At 42.6% G+C, this 18,134-nt stretch carries 13 protein-coding genes; 10 read left to right on the plus strand and 3 right to left on the minus strand.

Features of this window, described 5'->3' with window-relative positions; translation table 11 throughout:
- Window positions 1-30: 30 nt before the first annotated feature.
- From PHEP_RS06205 to PHEP_RS06220, 4 genes are all read left to right on the plus strand, one after another.
- Window positions 31-1,146, plus strand: a complete 1,116-nt coding sequence (locus tag PHEP_RS06205; protein ID WP_012781402.1) for a FecR family protein — start codon at window positions 31-33, stop codon at window positions 1,144-1,146.
- Window position 1,147: 1 nt separating this feature from the next.
- Window positions 1,148-1,711, plus strand: coding sequence for an RNA polymerase sigma factor (locus PHEP_RS06210; RefSeq protein WP_012781403.1), 564 nt, complete (start codon window positions 1,148-1,150; stop codon window positions 1,709-1,711).
- A 64-nt stretch (window positions 1,712-1,775) separates the two neighbouring features.
- Window positions 1,776-4,439, plus strand: a complete 2,664-nt coding sequence (locus PHEP_RS06215; RefSeq protein WP_012781404.1) for a valine--tRNA ligase — start codon at window positions 1,776-1,778, stop codon at window positions 4,437-4,439.
- 5 nt (window positions 4,440-4,444) lie between these two features.
- Complete coding sequence (locus tag PHEP_RS06220) at window positions 4,445-5,428, plus strand: N-acetylmuramoyl-L-alanine amidase family protein (protein WP_012781405.1); 984 nt, start codon at window positions 4,445-4,447, stop codon at window positions 5,426-5,428.
- A 4-nt stretch (window positions 5,429-5,432) separates the two neighbouring features.
- Here the strand turns inward: PHEP_RS06220 and PHEP_RS06225 are convergent, their stop codons facing one another.
- Window positions 5,433-6,023 carry a helix-turn-helix transcriptional regulator gene (locus tag PHEP_RS06225; RefSeq protein ID WP_244862639.1) on the minus strand — a complete coding sequence of 197 codons (591 nt, stop codon included), beginning with the start codon at window positions 6,021-6,023 and terminating at the stop codon, window positions 5,433-5,435.
- Between the two features lie 286 nt (window positions 6,024-6,309).
- Here PHEP_RS06225 and PHEP_RS06230 point away from each other — a divergent pair, with 286 nt between their 5' ends.
- The 3 genes from PHEP_RS06230 to PHEP_RS06240 are packed head-to-tail and all read left to right on the plus strand — an operon-like array spanning window position 6,310 to window position 12,034.
- Window positions 6,310-7,455, plus strand: coding sequence for an efflux RND transporter periplasmic adaptor subunit (locus PHEP_RS06230; RefSeq protein WP_049772220.1), 1,146 nt, complete (start codon window positions 6,310-6,312; stop codon window positions 7,453-7,455).
- 31 nt (window positions 7,456-7,486) lie between these two features.
- Window positions 7,487-10,621 carry an efflux RND transporter permease subunit gene (locus tag PHEP_RS06235; protein ID WP_012781408.1) on the plus strand — a complete coding sequence of 1,045 codons (3,135 nt, stop codon included), beginning with the start codon at window positions 7,487-7,489 and terminating at the stop codon, window positions 10,619-10,621.
- 30 nt (window positions 10,622-10,651) lie between these two features.
- Window positions 10,652-12,034: an efflux transporter outer membrane subunit gene (locus tag PHEP_RS06240; protein ID WP_012781409.1), complete on the plus strand. Its 1,383-nt coding sequence runs from the start codon at window positions 10,652-10,654 to the stop codon at window positions 12,032-12,034.
- A gap of 378 nt (window positions 12,035-12,412) precedes the next feature.
- On the opposite strand, the gene PHEP_RS06245 is transcribed toward PHEP_RS06240, so the two are convergent.
- On the minus strand, window positions 12,413-12,874 hold the full coding sequence (locus PHEP_RS06245; RefSeq protein ID WP_012781410.1) for a type I restriction enzyme HsdR N-terminal domain-containing protein: 462 nt from the start codon (window positions 12,872-12,874) through the stop codon (window positions 12,413-12,415).
- A 56-nt stretch (window positions 12,875-12,930) separates the two neighbouring features.
- Between PHEP_RS06245 and holA the strand changes: the two genes are divergently transcribed.
- Window positions 12,931-13,956, plus strand: a complete 1,026-nt coding sequence (gene holA, locus PHEP_RS06250) for a DNA polymerase III subunit delta (RefSeq protein ID WP_012781411.1) — start codon at window positions 12,931-12,933, stop codon at window positions 13,954-13,956.
- Here the strand turns inward: holA and PHEP_RS06255 are convergent.
- A complete protein-coding gene (locus tag PHEP_RS06255; protein WP_012781412.1) occupies window positions 13,940-14,527 on the minus strand; it encodes a DUF4230 domain-containing protein in 588 nt (195 codons plus the stop codon). The genes holA and PHEP_RS06255 overlap by 17 nt on opposite strands.
- A 241-nt stretch (window positions 14,528-14,768) precedes the next feature.
- Between PHEP_RS06255 and PHEP_RS06260 the strand changes: the two genes are divergently transcribed.
- Window positions 14,769-16,082, plus strand: a complete 1,314-nt coding sequence (locus tag PHEP_RS06260) for a sialidase family protein (protein ID WP_012781413.1) — start codon at window positions 14,769-14,771, stop codon at window positions 16,080-16,082.
- Window positions 16,066-18,120, plus strand: a complete 2,055-nt coding sequence (locus PHEP_RS06265; protein WP_012781414.1) for a beta-L-arabinofuranosidase domain-containing protein — start codon at window positions 16,066-16,068, stop codon at window positions 18,118-18,120. The genes PHEP_RS06260 and PHEP_RS06265 overlap by 17 nt, the downstream gene beginning before the upstream one ends.
- Window positions 18,121-18,134: the final 14 nt, after the last annotated feature.

The following is an 18,134-nucleotide window of genomic DNA, read 5'->3' on the forward strand; positions in this document are numbered from 1 at the left end:
CAGGAGACCTATGGTTAAAGGAACAGAAATATGAACCATTCAGATGAAAATGACCATTATCCTGAACTTGCAGCCAGATGGCTTGATGGAAGTATAAGTGAGCAGCAAAGGCATACGTTTAATGCCTGGTATAACAGGGATCAGGATCAGCCGCTTATTATTCCGGCTTCTTTTGCCGCCGATGCGGAAATCCACAGGGCACGCATCTACCAAAAAGTCCTGATGGGCATGGAAGATAAAAATACACCTGCGCCGGTAAAGTTTTGGATTAAGCTGGGCATTGCGGCATCAATTTGCATTTTGTTTTCGGTTGTCCTGTATTTTTATATGCACCAGTCTCGGGTATTTGACCTGGACCAATTGGCCAGACAATATGGTTATGGCAGCAATGTAGCTGTTTTAACAGATCAGAATGGGAAACAGCACCTGCTGGAAGGTTCTGTTTTCAATATGTCCGAAGGGAAGAGCAGCCTGACCTCCGGAAATGGCTTTGCCAGAATTGCAACACCCCGGGGATCACGTTATCAGATACAGCTGGAGGACGGGACGCAAGTTTGGCTGGGGGCCGCCAGTTCCATTACTTATCCTGTTACATTTAGGGGCCAGACCAGGACCGTCCGGCTTTCGGGAGAAGCTTATTTTGAAGTTGCACATCAGGCAAAAAAGCCTTTTCAGGTTAAAATGATGTCCGATAAACATCAACTTGATCTCACCGTAATCGGAACCAAATTTAATGTAAATGCTTATCCGGAAGATCAGGAAGTACAAACACGTGTTTTTGAAGGTTCGGTAAAACTGAGTTCGGGTAGGTATACCGCTGTTTTAACAAAAGGGGAAAAAGTAGTTTTTAAGAATGGGATGCTGCAGCCTAAGGTACAGCACCTTGAGGAAGACTGGATGCGGTCTGGAACGTTGCATTTTGATAACGATAATATGAAACAGGTGATGCGTATGCTGGCGAGGGAATATAATGTAGAACTGGTGTATAATGGCAGGGGAGGGAAGAGGATGTATCTGACAGGTGAGATTAGCCGGAAAAATCCACTGAAAAAGGTTTTGCATCTTATTGAACTGGCAACTGATTATCAGTTTTTGCTTGAAGACGGGCGTGTAACAGTTTTTGAACCCCATAAAACCCCTTACTGATATGGACCGATACAAGATTTTTACAGATGTTGAATTGGTAGCGTTATTAAAGAAGGGCGATAAAGTAGCGTTTGCAGAAATTTACGACCGTTACTGGGATAAACTTTTTAGTATAGCCGGGCATAAGCTGGAACAGTTGGAAGATGCAGAGGAAGTGGTACAGAACATCTTTATTGCTTTGTGGAACCGGCGTGAAACTTTGAACATCACCTCTACCTTGAACAGCTACCTTGCGGTATCAGTGAAGTATCGCGTAATTAAGATGCTGGAAAAGCAGTATCGTCAAAAAAAATATGCAGACAGTTTGGGAAAGGAATGTGGGCTGGATGATTCTACCCAGGAATGGCTTGAGTTTACGGCACTTAAAGCATCGTTGGAACAATTGGTAAAAAAACTTCCCGATAAATGTCAGCTGGTTTACCGGATGAGCAGGGAAGAGGGCTTTAGCCAGAAAGAAATTGCCGGAAAACTGGATATTTCTGAAAAAACAGTGGAAGCTCATTTAGGTAAAGCTTTAAAAACAATCAGATCAGGTTTGAACATTTTGATATCAATGCTTTTGTAAGCTCAAAGCTTTGTATTTTTTTCACTAATTTTACGCCTTCAAAAATCTGATACTTTTCAAAATAATGAGCATTTCAACAAAATACGATCCGGCGGCAACAGAAGATAAATGGTACAGTTACTGGCTTTCAAAGAAATTTTTTCACTCTGAGCCAGATGAACGCGAACCTTATACCATTGTTATCCCTCCGCCAAATGTGACCGGTGTTTTGCACATGGGGCACATGCTGAACAATACCATTCAGGACGTATTGATCCGCAAGGCACGTATGCAGGGTAAAAATGCATGCTGGGTTCCGGGTACCGACCATGCTTCTATTGCAACGGAGGCAAAGGTGGTTGCCATGCTTAAAGAAAGGGGTATCAACAAGGCTGATATCAGCCGCGAAGAATTTTTAAAATATGCCTGGGAGTGGAAAGAGAAATACGGAGGTATTATTCTTGATCAGCTGAAAAAACTGGGAGCCAGCTGCGACTGGGACCGCACGCGTTTTACCATGGAAGACGATCTTTCGGATGCCGTGATCGATAGTTTTATCCACCTGTATAAAAAGGGCTGGATTTATAGGGGGATCCGTATGGTAAACTGGGATCCGGCAGGCAAAACCGCTGTTTCTGATGAGGAAGTGATCCGTAAGGAAGTAAACCAGAAACTGTATTACATTAAGTATACGGTTTCCGGGTCAGATGATTTCATTACGATAGCCACTACACGCCCTGAAACCATTATGGCAGATGCGGCAGTCTGTATTAACCCAAATGATGAGCGTTATACCCATCTTAAAGGCAAAAAGGTGTTTGTACCTTTAATTAACCGCGAAATTCCGGTAATTGAAGATGAGTATGTGACGATGGATTTTGGTACGGGCTGCTTAAAAGTTACGCCTGCGCATGACCTGAACGACTATGAACTGGGTGTAAAACATAAGCTTCCGGTAATTGATATTTTAAATGATGATGGTACATTAAACGAACTGGCTGTTGTTTTGGTTGGTGAAGACCGTTTTGTGGCCAGAAAAAAGATTGCTAAACTATTGGATGAAGCCGGTCATTTAGACAAGGTGGAAGACTATAAATCGCAGGTAGGTTTTTCGGAACGTACAGATGCGGCTATAGAACCTAAACTGTCTATGCAATGGTTCTGTAAAATGGACCAGATGGCAAAACCAGCTTTGGAAGATGTATTGAATGGTGATGTAAAGCTGATCCCTGAAAAGTTTGTGAACACTTACCGTCACTGGATGGAGAATGTGCGCGACTGGAACATTAGCCGCCAGCTGTGGTGGGGCCAGCAGATTCCTGCCTGGTACGATAACCAGGGCAACTGGGTAGTGGCCAAAACCAAAGAAGAAGCTTTAGATGAGTTTTTAAAACTCAAAGACCCTGAGGGACAATTTACAGCAGAAGAGAAAGCAGGTTGCAAAAATCAGCTTGCAGCCTTTATCAAACAGGATCCGGATGTAATGGATACCTGGTTCTCGTCCTGGTTATGGCCAATCTCGGTATTTGATGGTTTTAAAAATCCTGACAATAAGGATATCAACTATTATTATCCGACCAATGACCTGGTTACTGCACCCGAGATTTTATTTTTCTGGGTAGCCAGGATGATCATGGCGGGGCATGAATTCAGGGGGCAGAAGCCTTTTACCAATGTTTATTTAACAGGAATTGTTAGGGATAAACTGGGGCGTAAGATGTCTAAATCTTTGGGGAACTCTCCTGACCCGATCGGGCTGATAGAAAAATATGGTGCAGATGGTGTCAGGGTAGGGATGTTATTGTGTTCACCTGCCGGTAACGACCTGATGTTTGACGAAAGCTATTGTGAACAGGGCCGTAATTTTGCCAATAAAATCTGGAATGCCTTCCGTCTGGTGAAAGGCTGGGAAGTAGAGCCTGCATTGGAAAACCCTAATCAGCAGGCCATATTGTGGTTTGAAAACCGCTTTAATGAGGCCCTGGCTGAAATAGAAGATAATTTTAAACAATATCGTTTATCGGAAGCCTTAATGGCTACCTATAAACTGGTATGGGATGATTTCTGTGCCTGGTACCTGGAAATGGTTAAACCGGCTTACCAGCATCCTGTAGACGCAGAAACTTTAAAGGCAACCATTGCTTTCTTTGAAAAGATATTGACATTGCTGCATCCATTTATGCCCTTTATTACAGAAGAGCTATGGCATGATGAGCTGTTTGGTGAAAAAGGAGAAATGGACTGCTGCATTGTAGCCAGCTATCCTGCTGTAGGTGCTGTTGATACAGCTTTGCTGAAAGATGTTGAAGTTGTTAAAACACTGGTTGCAGAAATCAGAAATGTGAGAAATACAAAGCAGATCTCGCCTAAAGAAGCTTTGCCATTGGCTATTAAAGTGAACTCTGCACTGGATTATGAGAAATGGCTGAACATTGTTTTCAAACTGGCCAATATCAGTGAGGTAGAACTGGTGAATGATAAGATTCCTGGTGCCGTAAGCTTTATGGTAGGAAACGACGAGTTTTTTATCCACCTGAATGAAGCCATTGATATAGATGTGGAAAGAGAACGTTTAAATGCCGAACTGGTGTATTTACAGGGTTTTTTAAAATCTGTAAATGCCAAGCTTGGAAATGAGCGTTTTGTACAGAATGCCAAGCCGGAAATTATCCAGAATGAGCGAAACAAGCAGGCAGATGCAGAAGGGAAGATTAAGATCATTGAAGAAAGTCTGGCGGCTTTAAAATAGAAGGTATGTACAACTACACAAGATTTTTTATCCTGTTGCTGCTGGGCATAATCTTGAGTGGTTTTGGATTAAAAGATAATGTGCTGAAGGGAAAAGTGATTTGTATAGATGCAGGACATGGAGGTACCGCGCAAACAGATCTTTACAGGCAGGGACCAACTGGTGAACGTGAAGAATGGGTAAATTTAAGGGTAGCCATTTTACTGAAAGCGCTGCTGGAAGCTGAAGGTGCAAAAGTGGTCATGACGCGTACCAGCGATGATTTTGTACCCCTGGCAACCCGTTCCAAAATAGCAAGGGAAAATAAGGCGCAGCTGTTTCTGTCCATTCATCACAATGCTACTGCCGATTCGACGGTAAATTTCCCTATTGTTTATTTTCACGGCAAATCCTCAGAAAACAAAGCCGGGGTTGCTTTTGGAAAGGAAATTGCCAGGGCCATGCAATCGGAATTTTATGAGGTTAAAACTCCGGTAAGTGTGGTCTCAGACCATACCGTTTTTGCTCTTGAGGGTGCAAGTGTGCTGCGCAATACCTACGGTATCCCGGGTGTACTTTCTGAAGCTTCATTTTTTACCAATCCAAAGGAAGAGAGACAGCTGAAAGATCCTGAGCATAACAGGAGGGAGGCTGTAGCTTATTTAAAAGCCATAAGGTTTTTTTTCAGCAATAAGGTCGAAATCATAAAAGACAAGGACCCGAACTTTGTTATTCCGCCCTTTCAGGGCTTACAGGAAGCTGAACGGATGAGTGAAGTGGCTAAAAAATGGCTGGATGATTACCGGAAGGGATCATTGCTGATGAAAAGTAAAGATACTGCTGCCCTACAGGAGGCTTATGAGCTATTTACGCGTTCCGCACGATCTTTTCCTGATTCCTATGTAGCCAGGCAATGCCATGAGCAGCGGGTTTATTTATTGAAAAAGTTGGGGAAAAAGGAAGAAGCCAGACAGGAAAAACTGCGTTCAGCTGAGTTTTATGTAAAATAAGGCTTTAAAGAGAAATCCTGTAGGCGCATCTTCTGTCGCCGGCAATGATGTGGCTTACCCTGCTGATGTTTACATCTTCTCCAAGTACAAATTTAAAAGTGTTGAGTTCTGAAACACAGAAGCCCTGACAGATCTGGGCTGCGGCACAGATAGGGCAGTGGTTTTCTATCAGCAGAAAACCTTTGTCATCTTTGGTGTATTCGGCCATATATCCTTCGCGGCTTCGGATTTCGGCCAGTGTACGGATTCTTTCTTCCAGTGAATTGTTTTGGTTCATTTGCTGCTGATAGCGTTGTTTCGCTTTTTGTTCTCCGGCTGATATGACCGTTTGCAAGGCTTCCTCTCCAAGTGTATCTTTCATCAGCTGGATGAGCTTTACGGTAAGTTCTGCGTGCGTGTCCGGAAATCCCTTATTGCCCAAATCGGTTAGACTGAAATATTGGGTAGGCCTGCCTACGCCTTTCGACTCCTGACTGGATTGGATCAGTCCTTCTTCAGTTAGTTTAAGCAGTTGAAGCCTGGCACCCTCAGTGGTGATATTCAGTTCTTTAGAAATCTCGGTCGCCGTTAAAGCACCTCGTGTCTTCAACAACATCAAAAAACGATTTGTCTTCATAATCTAATAAAACAAGTCTTTACTTGTTTTATTGGCAAAAGTACTAACTTTGCTGAACAATTAAGCACATAAAGGAATTATAGTTTCGCCATGCAAGTCAGTATACTTCTTTATCATACCGGACCACCGCTAATTTAACCCTGGCCGTAGCAGGTATCCAGTACTAATTTTAATGATAGCTGATTCCGGAAACCCTGGTTTTTTGGGTTGAAGGGAAGTATTGGCTTTTTTTTTTAAGACAATGCATAAAACAAACACAATAAATATGAAAGCAACAATACAATTACCACTATTTATAACCCTGCTTTTTTTAATACAGTCATGCGGACCAGAGCAGCAGACTGCGCAGCAGGAAAGCATACAGGAATATCCTGTGACAACGATCGTGAAGGGGGAGACGATCATCAATACAGAATATCCGGCCACAATTGAGGGGCAGCAGAACATAGAGATCCGTTCTAAGGTAGACGGTTTTGTGGCGCAGATTTTTGTAGATGAGGGTGCGGCCGTAAAAAAAGGGCAATTGCTGTTCAGGATCAATGCCCCTCAATATGAGCAGGAGGTAAGGACTGCCAGTGCGGCCATTAAAAATGCGGAGGCTGAAGTAAATACGGCTAAAATGCAGGTAGAAAAAACCTTGCCACTTGTAAGGGAGGGTATTGTAAGTGAGTATGAACTGAAGTTGGCAAACTTTAATTTACATGCCAAAGAAGCCGCACTGCTACAGGCGAGGGCTGGTCTGGCCAACGCCCGTACCAATTTAGGCTATACAGCGATCAGCAGTCCGGCCGATGGTGTTGTAGGCAGTATTCCTTACAAAACCGGCAGCCTGGTAAGCAGTACCTCGGTGCAGCCACTTACTACAGTATCCAATATCGCGCATGTTTTTGCCTATTTCTCTTTCAATGAAAAGCAATTTCTGGACTTTACCGACAGTTTTACAGGAAAAAATATGAGAGAAAAACTGAAGCACTTTCCCGCCGTTACGCTGTTACTGGCCAATGGAGCTGAATATAAAGAAAAAGGCCGTATGGAAAGTATTGGCGGACTGATCAATACAGAGACCGGTGCAGTAAATTTAAGGGCAGGTTTTCCTAACCCCGAAGGCATCATCAGAAGTGGCGCCAGTGCTACCATCCGTATCCCTTTGCAGGTAAAAGATGCCTTGTTGATTCCGGCCAAAGCGACCTATGAAATGCAGGAAAAGCTGATGGCTGTAACCGTAAATAAGGATGGAACAGTAAAGGTTACGGAGATAGAGGTTATGGATAGCCCTGCAGGTGAATTTTATGTGGTAAAAAAGGGCCTGAATGCGGGCGACCATGTGGTAATTGAAGGTAAGGGTGGTTTGAAAGATGGTACAAAGATCAAACCCGTATTTGCCAGTAAGCTCAGCACTGCTAAAAAATAGATCACATTTTAGACAAAATATTTAAACAACCATGTTAAAGAAATTTATAGACAACCCGGTATTATCTACAGTAATATCGGTGATCATTGTCATACTAGGCTTATTGGGCCTGTTTTCCCTGCCCATATCCCAATATCCGGATATTGCACCGCCCGCTGTTGAGGTCAGTACAGCTTATCAGGGCGCAAGTGCGGATGTGGTGATGAAAAGTGTGATTATCCCTCTGGAAGAGCAGATTAACGGGGTGGAAAACATGACTTACATGACCTCTAAGGCCAGCAATGATGGCAGTGCAAGCATTACGATTAATTTTAAGCAGGGTACCGATCCAGATATGGCCGCTATTAACGTACAGAACAGGATTACCAAGGCAACCAGTTTATTACCTGCAGAGGTGGTAAAAATGGGTATTACGACCAGCAAAAGGCTGAACAGCGAGGTGTTTAGTTTTCTGCTGTATAGTGAAGATGGAAAATATGACCAGAAGTTTCTGGACAATTACCTGAAGATTAACATTATCCCTCAGATCAAAAGGATCCAGGGTATTGGAGATGCACAGGTTTATGGGGGTAAAGATTACAGCATGCGAATATGGCTGAAACCGGATGCCATGGCAGCTTATGGTCTTATTCCGGCTGATATTGTGAATGCCCTGGCAGAGCAGAATATTGAAGCCGCACCAGGTAAGGTGGGTGAAAACAGCAACCAGAGCTTTCAGTATACCCTAAAGTACACCGGCCGCTTTGAAAAAGCGGAAGAATTTGAACACATCATCCTGAAATCGGTAGGTAACGGGCAGGTGTTAAAACTGAAAGATGTAGCAGACATCAACCTGGGTTCATTTACCTATTCCAGCACACTGACGGCACAGGGGCAAGAGTCACCTTATGTTGCTGTGAGCCAGACTTCAGGTTCGAATGCGCATGATATTATCAGGCAATGTGAAAAGATATTAAAGGATGCAGAGAAAAGTTTTCCAAAAGGGGTGAAGATAGGGGTATTTGCAAATGCCAATGAATTTCTGGATGCTTCCATTTCCAAACTGATCTTTACCATTATAGAAGCCTTTATCCTGGTATTTATTGTGGTATTTATTTTTCTTCAGGATTTCCGTTCTACGCTGATACCGGCCATTGCAGTTCCGGTAGCTATTATTGGTACTTTCTTTTTCCTGAAGTTATTTGGGTTTACCATAAACCTGCTTACTCTATTTGCGCTGGTACTGGCCATTGGTATTGTGGTAGATGATGCCATTGTAGTGGTAGAAGCGGTGCATGCCAAGCTGGACCATGGGGCTAAGTCGGCCAAAAAAGCGACCCTGCATGCGATGAGCGAGATCAGTTCGGCCATCATTTCCATTACCCTGATCATGGCTGCGGTATTTGTTCCCGTAACCTTTGTGACAGGATCGGTAGGTGTATTTTACAAGCAATTTGGTTTAACACTGGCGGTAGCCATTATCATATCGGCAGTAAATGCGCTTACCCTGAGCCCTGCTCTTTGTGCTTTGTTGCTTAAGCCACATCAGGGACATGACCAGGTTAAAAAAGGCTTTATGCAGCGGTTTTATGACGGCTTTAACGCCTCATTTTCAGCCATGACCAACCGCTATAAAAAATCTGTGGTGTTCCTGGTGAACAGGAAGTGGATTGCTTTTATGGGTATAGCCTTGTTTTCGGTATTGTTCTGGTTTTTGGTGAAGACTACCCCAACTGGTTTTGTACCCAATGAGGACAGTGGTTCTATTTATGGTAACGTGATCCTTCCACCGGCAACATCACTGGAGCGAACAGAGGTAATTGCCAACCAGATTGACAGCATAGCACGTTCCATCCCTGAAGTAGAATTGTCGTCGCGGCTGGCGGGTATGGATTTAATGAGTGGTACGGGAAGTTCTTACGCCGCTATATTTATCCGTCTTAAACCCTGGAAGGAAAGAACAAAGGAGGGGCAGGACATTAAAAGCATAGTGGGACAGCTGTTTGCCAAAACTGCCAATATTAAAGGAGCCAGTATTATATTTTTTGCAGCGCCAACCTTACAGGGCTTTGGAAATAACGATGGGTTTGAATTTCAGCTGCAGGATAAGACCGGCGGTAGTTATAAGGCTTTTGATGCTGTAATTGGCAAGTTTATGGGTACGCTGAACCAGCGGCCAGAAATCATGTATGCTGCTACATCCTACAATACCAGCTTCCCGCAATATGAAGTAAGTGTAAACGTAGCGAAATGTAAGGAAGCCGGTGTTGCGGTGAGTACTGTATTGGGGACCTTACAGGGGTATCTGGGTGGTATTTATGCTTCTGATTTTAACCGTTTTGGTAAGCAATACCGTGTCATGATCCAGGCAGAGGCCGGACAGAGGAGCAATAAAGAAGCGATCAGCAAAATATTTGTCAGAAATGAGCGCGGTGTAATGGCGCCGATATCAGCGTTTATAACTTTAAAGAAAACCTATGGTCCGGAATTCATCAACCGCTTTAACCTGTTTACGGCTGCTGCGGTAAATGGTGCACCTAAGCCAGGATACAGTTCTGGTGATGCAATTAAAGCCATACAGGAAGTGGCGGCGCAGACTTTACCACAGGGCTATACTTTTGAATTCTCGGGACTGACGCTGGAAGAACTATCGAGCGGAAACCAGACCCTGCTGATCTTTATACTGAGTTTGCTGTTCATTTACTTTTTGCTAAGTGCCCAGTATAAGAGTTATATTCTGCCCTTTTCGGTTCTGCTTTCGCTGCCTATTGGTTTGGCCGGTGCGTTTTTGTTCGCCCGTTTATTTGGGCTTGACAATAACATCTTCCTGCAGATCAGCCTGATCATGCTGATCGGATTGCTGGCTAAAAATGCAATCCTGATTGTAGAGTTTGCCCTGATGCACAGGTTAAGTGGAAGAAACCTGGTCCAGTCGGCCATAGCTGGTGCCACGGCCAGGTTAAGGCCTATTCTGATGACCTCATTTGCCTTCGTTTTTGGTTTGCTCCCTTTAATGGTTGCAACAGGTGCGGGGGCCATCAGTAACCGCTCGATAGGTACTGCAGCTGTTGGCGGGATGCTGATCGGAACAGTGTTTGGGGTGTTTGTGATCCCTGTGTTATTTGTGGTTTTCCAGGCCCTGCAGGAAAAGATCAGTGGTAACCCAAAAACTGTTGACATTGAATAATAAGAGAAATAAGAACTAAAATATACACTGATGAAACCATATATAGGACTACTGCTGCTATTGATAACGCTTGCTTCCTGCCGGATATCAAAACCCTATCAGCAACCGGAGTTTGATACGGGTAAACTGTACCGGGATGCTGAAGGTAGAGATACCACAAACATAGTATCGGTACACTGGAACAAGTTTTTTGGTGATACCATTCTGACAGGGCTGATTGCAGAAGGTTTAAGCCGGAATATTGATATGAAAATTGCTTTGCAGCGTATTGATGCGGCAAGGGCTAATTTTCAACAAAGCAAAGCGGCCTTTTTACCGGATTTAAATGGCAATGCCAGTATTAAACAATCTAAACTCGCTTTTCCGCAGGGCTTCGGACTCATCAACTCGTCTACGCAGTACGATATTGGCCTGAGTGCAAGCTGGGAAGCCGATATCTGGGGTAAACTAAAAAGCACCAAACGAAGTGCCCTGGCAGGACTGCTGCAAACAGAGGAGGCACGAAAAGCTGTGCAAACCCAGTTAATTGCGGATATTGCCAATCGTTATTTTACTTTGCTAGCCCTTGATCAGCAATTGCAGGTTTTGGAACAAACTGTAAATAACCGGAAAACTGATGTGCGTACAATGAAGGCCTTAAAAGCCGCCAATATAGTAAACGGTGCAGCAGAAGTGCAAAGTGAAGCCAGTCAGTATGCGGCTGAAGTGGCTGTCCCACGCTTAAAAAAGCAGATCAGGGAAACGGAAAACGCATTAAACATATTGTTGGCGAGACCTCCATCGGCAATTTATAGGTCATCTTTGGATGAACAACAACTTTTGATAGATTTAAAAGCCGGTATTCCGGCACAACTGCTGCAAAACCGCCCGGATATTAAACAGGCTGAGTATGCTTTTATGGCTGCTTTTGAAAATACCAATGCTGCCCGTAAATTGTTCTATCCCTCGTTTAACCTAACAGCAGCGGGTGGTTTTACCAGCTTCAGTTTAAAAGACTGGCTAACGCCAGATGGTTTATTTGGCAATATTGCGGCGGGCTTAGCGCAGCCAATTTTTAACAAAGGCCTAAATAAGGCAAGGTTAATCACTGCCCGGACTGTGCAACAGGAAGCGGCCTTAAATTTCCAGCAATTTTTACTGAAGGCCGGAGAGGAGGTGTCTAATGCATTGTTTGCTTATCAGACGGCTAAAACGCAACAGGAAATCAGGGTTAAACAGTTAGCCGCACTTCAGAAATCAGTTGATTTTACAAAGAAGCTACTGCGTTACAGTTCGGCTACCAATTATACGGATGTGCTGACCTCTGAGCAGAATCTGCTGTCGGCACAAATGGAGGATATTGACGATAAACTGCAGCAGTGGCAGGCGGTAATTGCATTGTACCGTTCTCTTGGCGGAGGTAGTGAAAATTAGGTATTCTCTTCGAAGTCTGCATAATTGCGCTGAAGAAGCGCAAAGACGCCAGGACTTCTCTGAGAAATCAAATTTTCTGTTGAGCAGGGGTACTAGCTTGGTGTCCGGTTATGCGGTGTTGACGTTACATTCAGTTATATGGGTTAGCATTGCGGTCAGTTATAATTGTAATACAGGCCATTAAAACTGGATGGTGTTTTTAAGCTGTCCGTGTTTTGCCTGAATGACCGAACAATAGATGGTGCTATAGTGTTAAGCATCCCGCTAAAAGAAAAATATGCCTTCTGCTCAGGGGCATAGCGTCTTCGCGCTTCTTCAGCGCGATTATGCCCCTGAGCAGAATGGCTTTATTTTTCTCAGAAAAAGCTGGGAAAATCTTCACAGCATTCCGTAATCTGGTAATTCGGAAACAAACGCGAACTGCCCCTCCTGGTGGTTTATGGTAGCGTAGCAATGCTTTAAACCATTGGTTACCACAAGCCACCTGGTTTTATGAACTGAATTGTACCTGGCGGCCTGGTCAAATACCGACTGGGTAATTTTTACAGCGGGAGCCTTACATTCGATGACCATGATCCTTTGGCCCTGGTTGTTAAAAATTACAATATCTGTTCTTTTTTGCAACTGGTTGAGATTAAGCCCGCCTTCTATCTGGATGAGGGATTTGGGGAATCTTTTTTCAAGGATAAGGTACTGGATAAAATGCTGTCTTACCCATTCCTCTGGTGTCAGTACCAGGTGCTTTTTCCGTATTTCATCAAATATAAAATGCCTGGTGTCCTTTAAAGTGATTTTAAAAGGATATTGGGGCAGGTTTAGCGGGGTTGGTATAAATGACATTTGTGCAAAAGTAGATATTTTTTTTATCTAAGTTTTATCTAAGTTTACGCCATCATATGAGTGCGGCCGACATAATAAAAGACATCAAAGCAAGGAAGTTTAAGCCCATTTACCTATTACATGGTGAAGAGCCTTATTATATAGATCAGATTATCCATTATATGGAAGAACATATCTTGAATGATATGGAAAAGGGGTTTAACCAGACGGTATTATATGGGAAGGATACCGATATGGCTACCATTATGAATGCAGCCAAGCGTTATCCGATGATGTCTGATTACCAGTTGATTGTAGTGAAGGAGGCCCAGGACTTAAAATGGGCCAAGGAAACTGAGGGTAGCAGTAAGCAGGCAGAATTTGTACTGAATTATTTTGAAAAACCTTTACCGAGTACCATTCTGGTACTGGGATATAAGTATGCCAATTTCGATAAGCGTAAAAAGATCTATAAGGCAATAGACAAGCATGGGGTGGTTTTTCAGTCAGACCTGGTGCGAGATTATAAACTTGCCCAGTGGATAGAGGAGCTGGTTAAGGAAAAGGGCTATAAAATAGCACCTCAGGCATCGGCATTGATGGCTGAATACCTGGGCGCCGATCTTTCTAAAATAGCCAATGAGGTTGAAAAGCTGCTGTTAAATATTGGTAAGGAAACTATTATTGATACCGATATTGTTCAGAAAAACATTGGGATCAGTAAGGAGTACAATGTTTTTGAACTGCAAAAGGCATTGGCTGTAAAAAATGTATTGAAATGTAACCAGATCATCAATTACTTTGGTGATAATCCTAAAGCCAATCCAATGGTGATGGTAATGGCTAACCTGAGTGCTTATTTTACTAAAATACTGAAATACCACTACTTACCGAATAAAGGCGATGCAGCTAAGGAGCTGGGTGTGAACCCCTATTTCGTAAAAGATTTTGAAACAGCAGCCCGAAGTTACAGTTTGCCCAAAACTTTTGATATCATTAGTCTGTTGAGGGAATATGATTTGAAAAGCAAGGGTGTAGACAGCACAGGAAATACCACTGATGGTGAACTGTTAAAAGAATTGTTGTTTAAAATGTTGCATTAATTTTTCCGACGTTTTCAAAAGTCAGGGTCATTTTGCTGAAACCCAAACCGGTTAAAATAGGTCTGAGTACATTTAAAGCATTTACACGGGTTTGTTGCAGGATATCAGATTTGCGAACTTCATCTGCAATTTTTTGTTCCGCATTTTTATAGGCTTCATCCACCAGATCAGCCTCTCTAAAAAATGCCATTTTTGTATCGTATACACGCGAAGCTTTATGGTCTATTTTAATGTAACAAATTTCAGGTTGTGGCAACTTGATCACTGCTGAATCTCCATAGACCTGGATGTCTTCCGATTTGAGCTTGGTTAGGTCTATACAGCCCACTGCATCGGCCTTAATGATCAGTAACACACTGGCCTCCGGTAAAAAGGGGGTTTTGTTTTTATGTTCCAGGATATCACTGATGCGGTATTTTATCAGTTCCAGCTTACCCATGGATTCTACACGGTCTAATAAAAGCTGATGTTTGCTTTCTACTGTTGTTTTTAAACTGAATTTAGCTGCAATAAACCAGGCGATGGCACTGATAACCGCTACAACAATTGATATTTTTAATAACTTAATCATATTTTAAAGCTACCAATTTACAGACCAGTTTTTGTGTTTTCATATAAAATGTCTTTGTTTCTGTTAATGCCGGTAATATTGCAAGATATAATAGGATAGGGTATTATTTTACCGGAGCAGCAAAAGAGTAGATAGATATTTGCAAATAGTCTAAAATATTCATTATCTTCGGTTACGTAACCGAACTAAACCCAGTCCGTTAATTTGAATAAACTTCAAATTAACTGGATCAACCATAACTATGACCAAACCTGAAATCCAATCGGATGAATGCTTATTCAAATTGCTGAAGCTGGGTGGCAGTATTGCGTTGTGCTTTGTCATTTTTGCTACAGACCTCCCGGCACAGCAGGCCCATAGGCAACAAACTGCATTAAGGATCTCGAGTAGAAAAGTAACCAATGACATGCCGCATATCCATGGAAGTATATATACCGATAGCAAGGCATCCAGTTTGTGTTCGGGAGATTTTATTTCAACGGATAATGGAGAAAGCTGGGAAAATCGTCCAATGACACCTGATTTTGCCCTGAGACTTCCTGTTGGTTTTCGCAGAGACCTTGTTGCCTCTATATTTGATGCACGTCATGGAAGGATCTTGGCAGTGCTTAACGCCTTAGATCTTGAAAATCTGGATCCTGGTATCCGCGAACCCCCTATAGCGCAAAAGTCCTATTATCTGAGATACAGGGTATCGGATGATGGGGGTAAAACCTGGAGGTTTGATGAACCTATTATTCAAAAAGGTGATTTTACGGCAAAAAATCCTTTGCCCGGTGTTTTTATCGGAAAGAATTCTATCTATATTGGGGATAAGGGATCAATGCCCCTCATTACCAACAAGGGAAAAATTCTTGTGCCTGCGCAAACGACTATAATAGGGGAGAAAGGAGAACTGTTTAATCCCGGCAATGGCCATACTTATACCGATGCGGTTGTATTGATCGGAAGCTGGACAAAAGACAATAGGATTGCCTGGAAAATGTCTGAACGTATAGTAGGTGATCCAAAACGGTCAACCAGGGGAATGATTGAGCCCACGCTTATAGAACTTAAAAACGGGCATTTGGTTATGGTAATGCGGGGTAGTAACGAGCAAAAAGGGAGCAAGAGTCATACCTTACCCGGCTACAAATGGTTGTCGGTCTCGAAAGATGGCGGAGAAAGTTGGACCAGGCCTGAGCCACTTACTTTTGAAGGTGGAAAAGAACTATATTCTCCTTCTTCCATGTCTACTTTATTTAAGCACTCCAGTGGTAGATGCTTCTGGATAGGAAATATGACTAAGGATAATAACCAGGGAAACCTGCCCAGATGGCCGCTGGTCTGTGTCGAACTGGACACAAAAAGCTTTAAGTTAAAGGATAAGACTTTATTGATCTTAGACACCCAGCAGGAAGACGATAAGTCCAAAGGAAGGTTAGATATTTCGCATTTCTCGGTGATGGAAGACCGGAATACAAAAGAGATCATCATCACGTATCCACGGTCCTATAATGCTTATAAGTCACAAGAATGGGTCACTATCCGTATGACAAATGAATTTAAGAAATAAACTGTTTTTGACCATAGCATCCGTAGTACTTAACATTGGATTTGCCAAAGCCATGGATAAGGCTGTCCAACCGATTCAAAAGCCTTCAAAAGCAAATATTTCCAAGCCACATTATCAGCCAGTTTCTTTAGGTGATATTAAGCCTAAAGGCTGGCTTTTAGAACAGCTAAGGGTAATGAAGAACGGCTCTACCGGCCAGATGGATAAAATTTATGATAAAATAAAAAATGATAATGGCTGGTTGGGCGGCAAAGGGGACAATTGGGAAGAAACACCCTATTGGCTGGATGGTGCAGTTCCATTGGCCTACCAGTTGAATGATACAGAACTAAAAGCTATCGTACTCAAATATATCAATTGGTCCATACATAATCAGCGTCCATCTGGCTATTTTGGCCCGATCACCAAATGGGAAAGAAAAACAGGAAAGCAGATTGACCTTGCCAATTGCGAACAGGCAGAAGACTGGTGGCCTAAAATGATTATGTTAAAAGTGATACAGCAATATTATTCTGCTACACAGGATGAAAGCGTAATCCCTTTCATGACCAAATATTTCAACTATCAAAAAGAGGCATTAAAAAAATGCCCTATTGGAAAATGGAGTGAATGGTCACAATCTCGCGGAACAGATAACGTAATGATGGTACAATGGCTTTATGGCCATACAAAAGATGAGTCCTTATTGGAGCTGGCCGGCCTTATCAATTCTCAGTCTTTTGCCTGGAGCCAATGGTTTGGTGGCAGAGATTGGGTAATCAACGCTGCCGCCCGCCCTAATGGAAAGAAATGGATGAGCAGGCATGGTGTAAACGTTGCTATGGGTTTAAAAGATCCGGCTATTAATTTTCAGCGAACGGGTGACAGCACTTACCTAAAAAGTTTAAAAACTGTTTTTAATGATTTGATGACTCTGCATGGCCTGCCCAACGGCATTTTTTCGGCCGATGAAGATTTACATGGCAACCAGCCAACACAAGGCACTGAGCTTTGTGCTACGGTAGAGGCGATGTATTCATTAGAAGAAATTATAAACATTACCGGAGATACACATTACATAGATGCATTGGAAAGAATGACTTTTAATGCCATGCCTTCGCAAACAACCGATGATTATCATGAAAAACAATATTTTCAGATGGCCAACCAAATAGAAATCAGTCGTGGTGTTTTTGCATTTACTTTGCCTTTTGACAGGAAAATGAATTGCGTTTTAGGCGCAAAAAGCGGATACACCTGTTGTTATGTAAACATGCATCAGGGCTGGACAAAGTTTAGCCAAAATTTATGGCATAAAACCGAAAATGGTTTAGCTGCTTTAATTTACGGCCCCAATACCTTAAGTACAAAAGTTGGTGCTCAACAAACCGATGTAACAATTGAAGAAGTAACAAACTATCCTTTTGAAGATCAGATCAATTTCAATTTATCATTAAAAAAAGCAGTAGCTTTTCCTTTCCAGCTACGCATTCCGACCTGGTGTAAAGAAGCGGTGATTTTGATCAACGGTAAAATATACAGTAAAGAAAAGGGCGGAAAGATTATTACCGTAAACAGAACCTGGCAAAATAAAGACCGGCTGACTTTGCAATTGCCAATGGAAATCGCTGTTTCTGAATGGGCAGATAATTCAAGAGCGGTAGAACGTGGTCCATTGGTTTACGGTTTAAAAGTTCAGGAAAAGTGGACTGAAGGAACGGATGAAAAAGAGGGAAAATATTTCGAAGTTCATCCGGCATCGGCCTGGAATTACGGCCTTTTAGAGGCAGTAAGTAAAAATCCTGTTAAAGAAACAACAATAACGGTTAAAGCGCTTAAAAAAGATTTTAGGTGGAATTTAGAAAATTCTCCCATAGAAATTATAGTAAAAGCGAAAAAAATACCGGGATGGAAATCACAGAATGGTTTGGCCTATCTTCCGGTTACTGGTCGGGAGGGGTTTTACAAAGGAGCAGTAGACAGCGATATAGAAAATGTTGCTTTAGTTCCTGTCGGCTTTACTAAATTAAGAATTATAGCATTTCCGATAGTAAAATAGGTGATAGGAATAAA

Source organism: Pedobacter heparinus DSM 2366 (genome assembly GCF_000023825.1).
Taxonomy (GTDB): Bacteria; Bacteroidota; Bacteroidia; order Sphingobacteriales; family Sphingobacteriaceae; genus Pedobacter; species Pedobacter heparinus.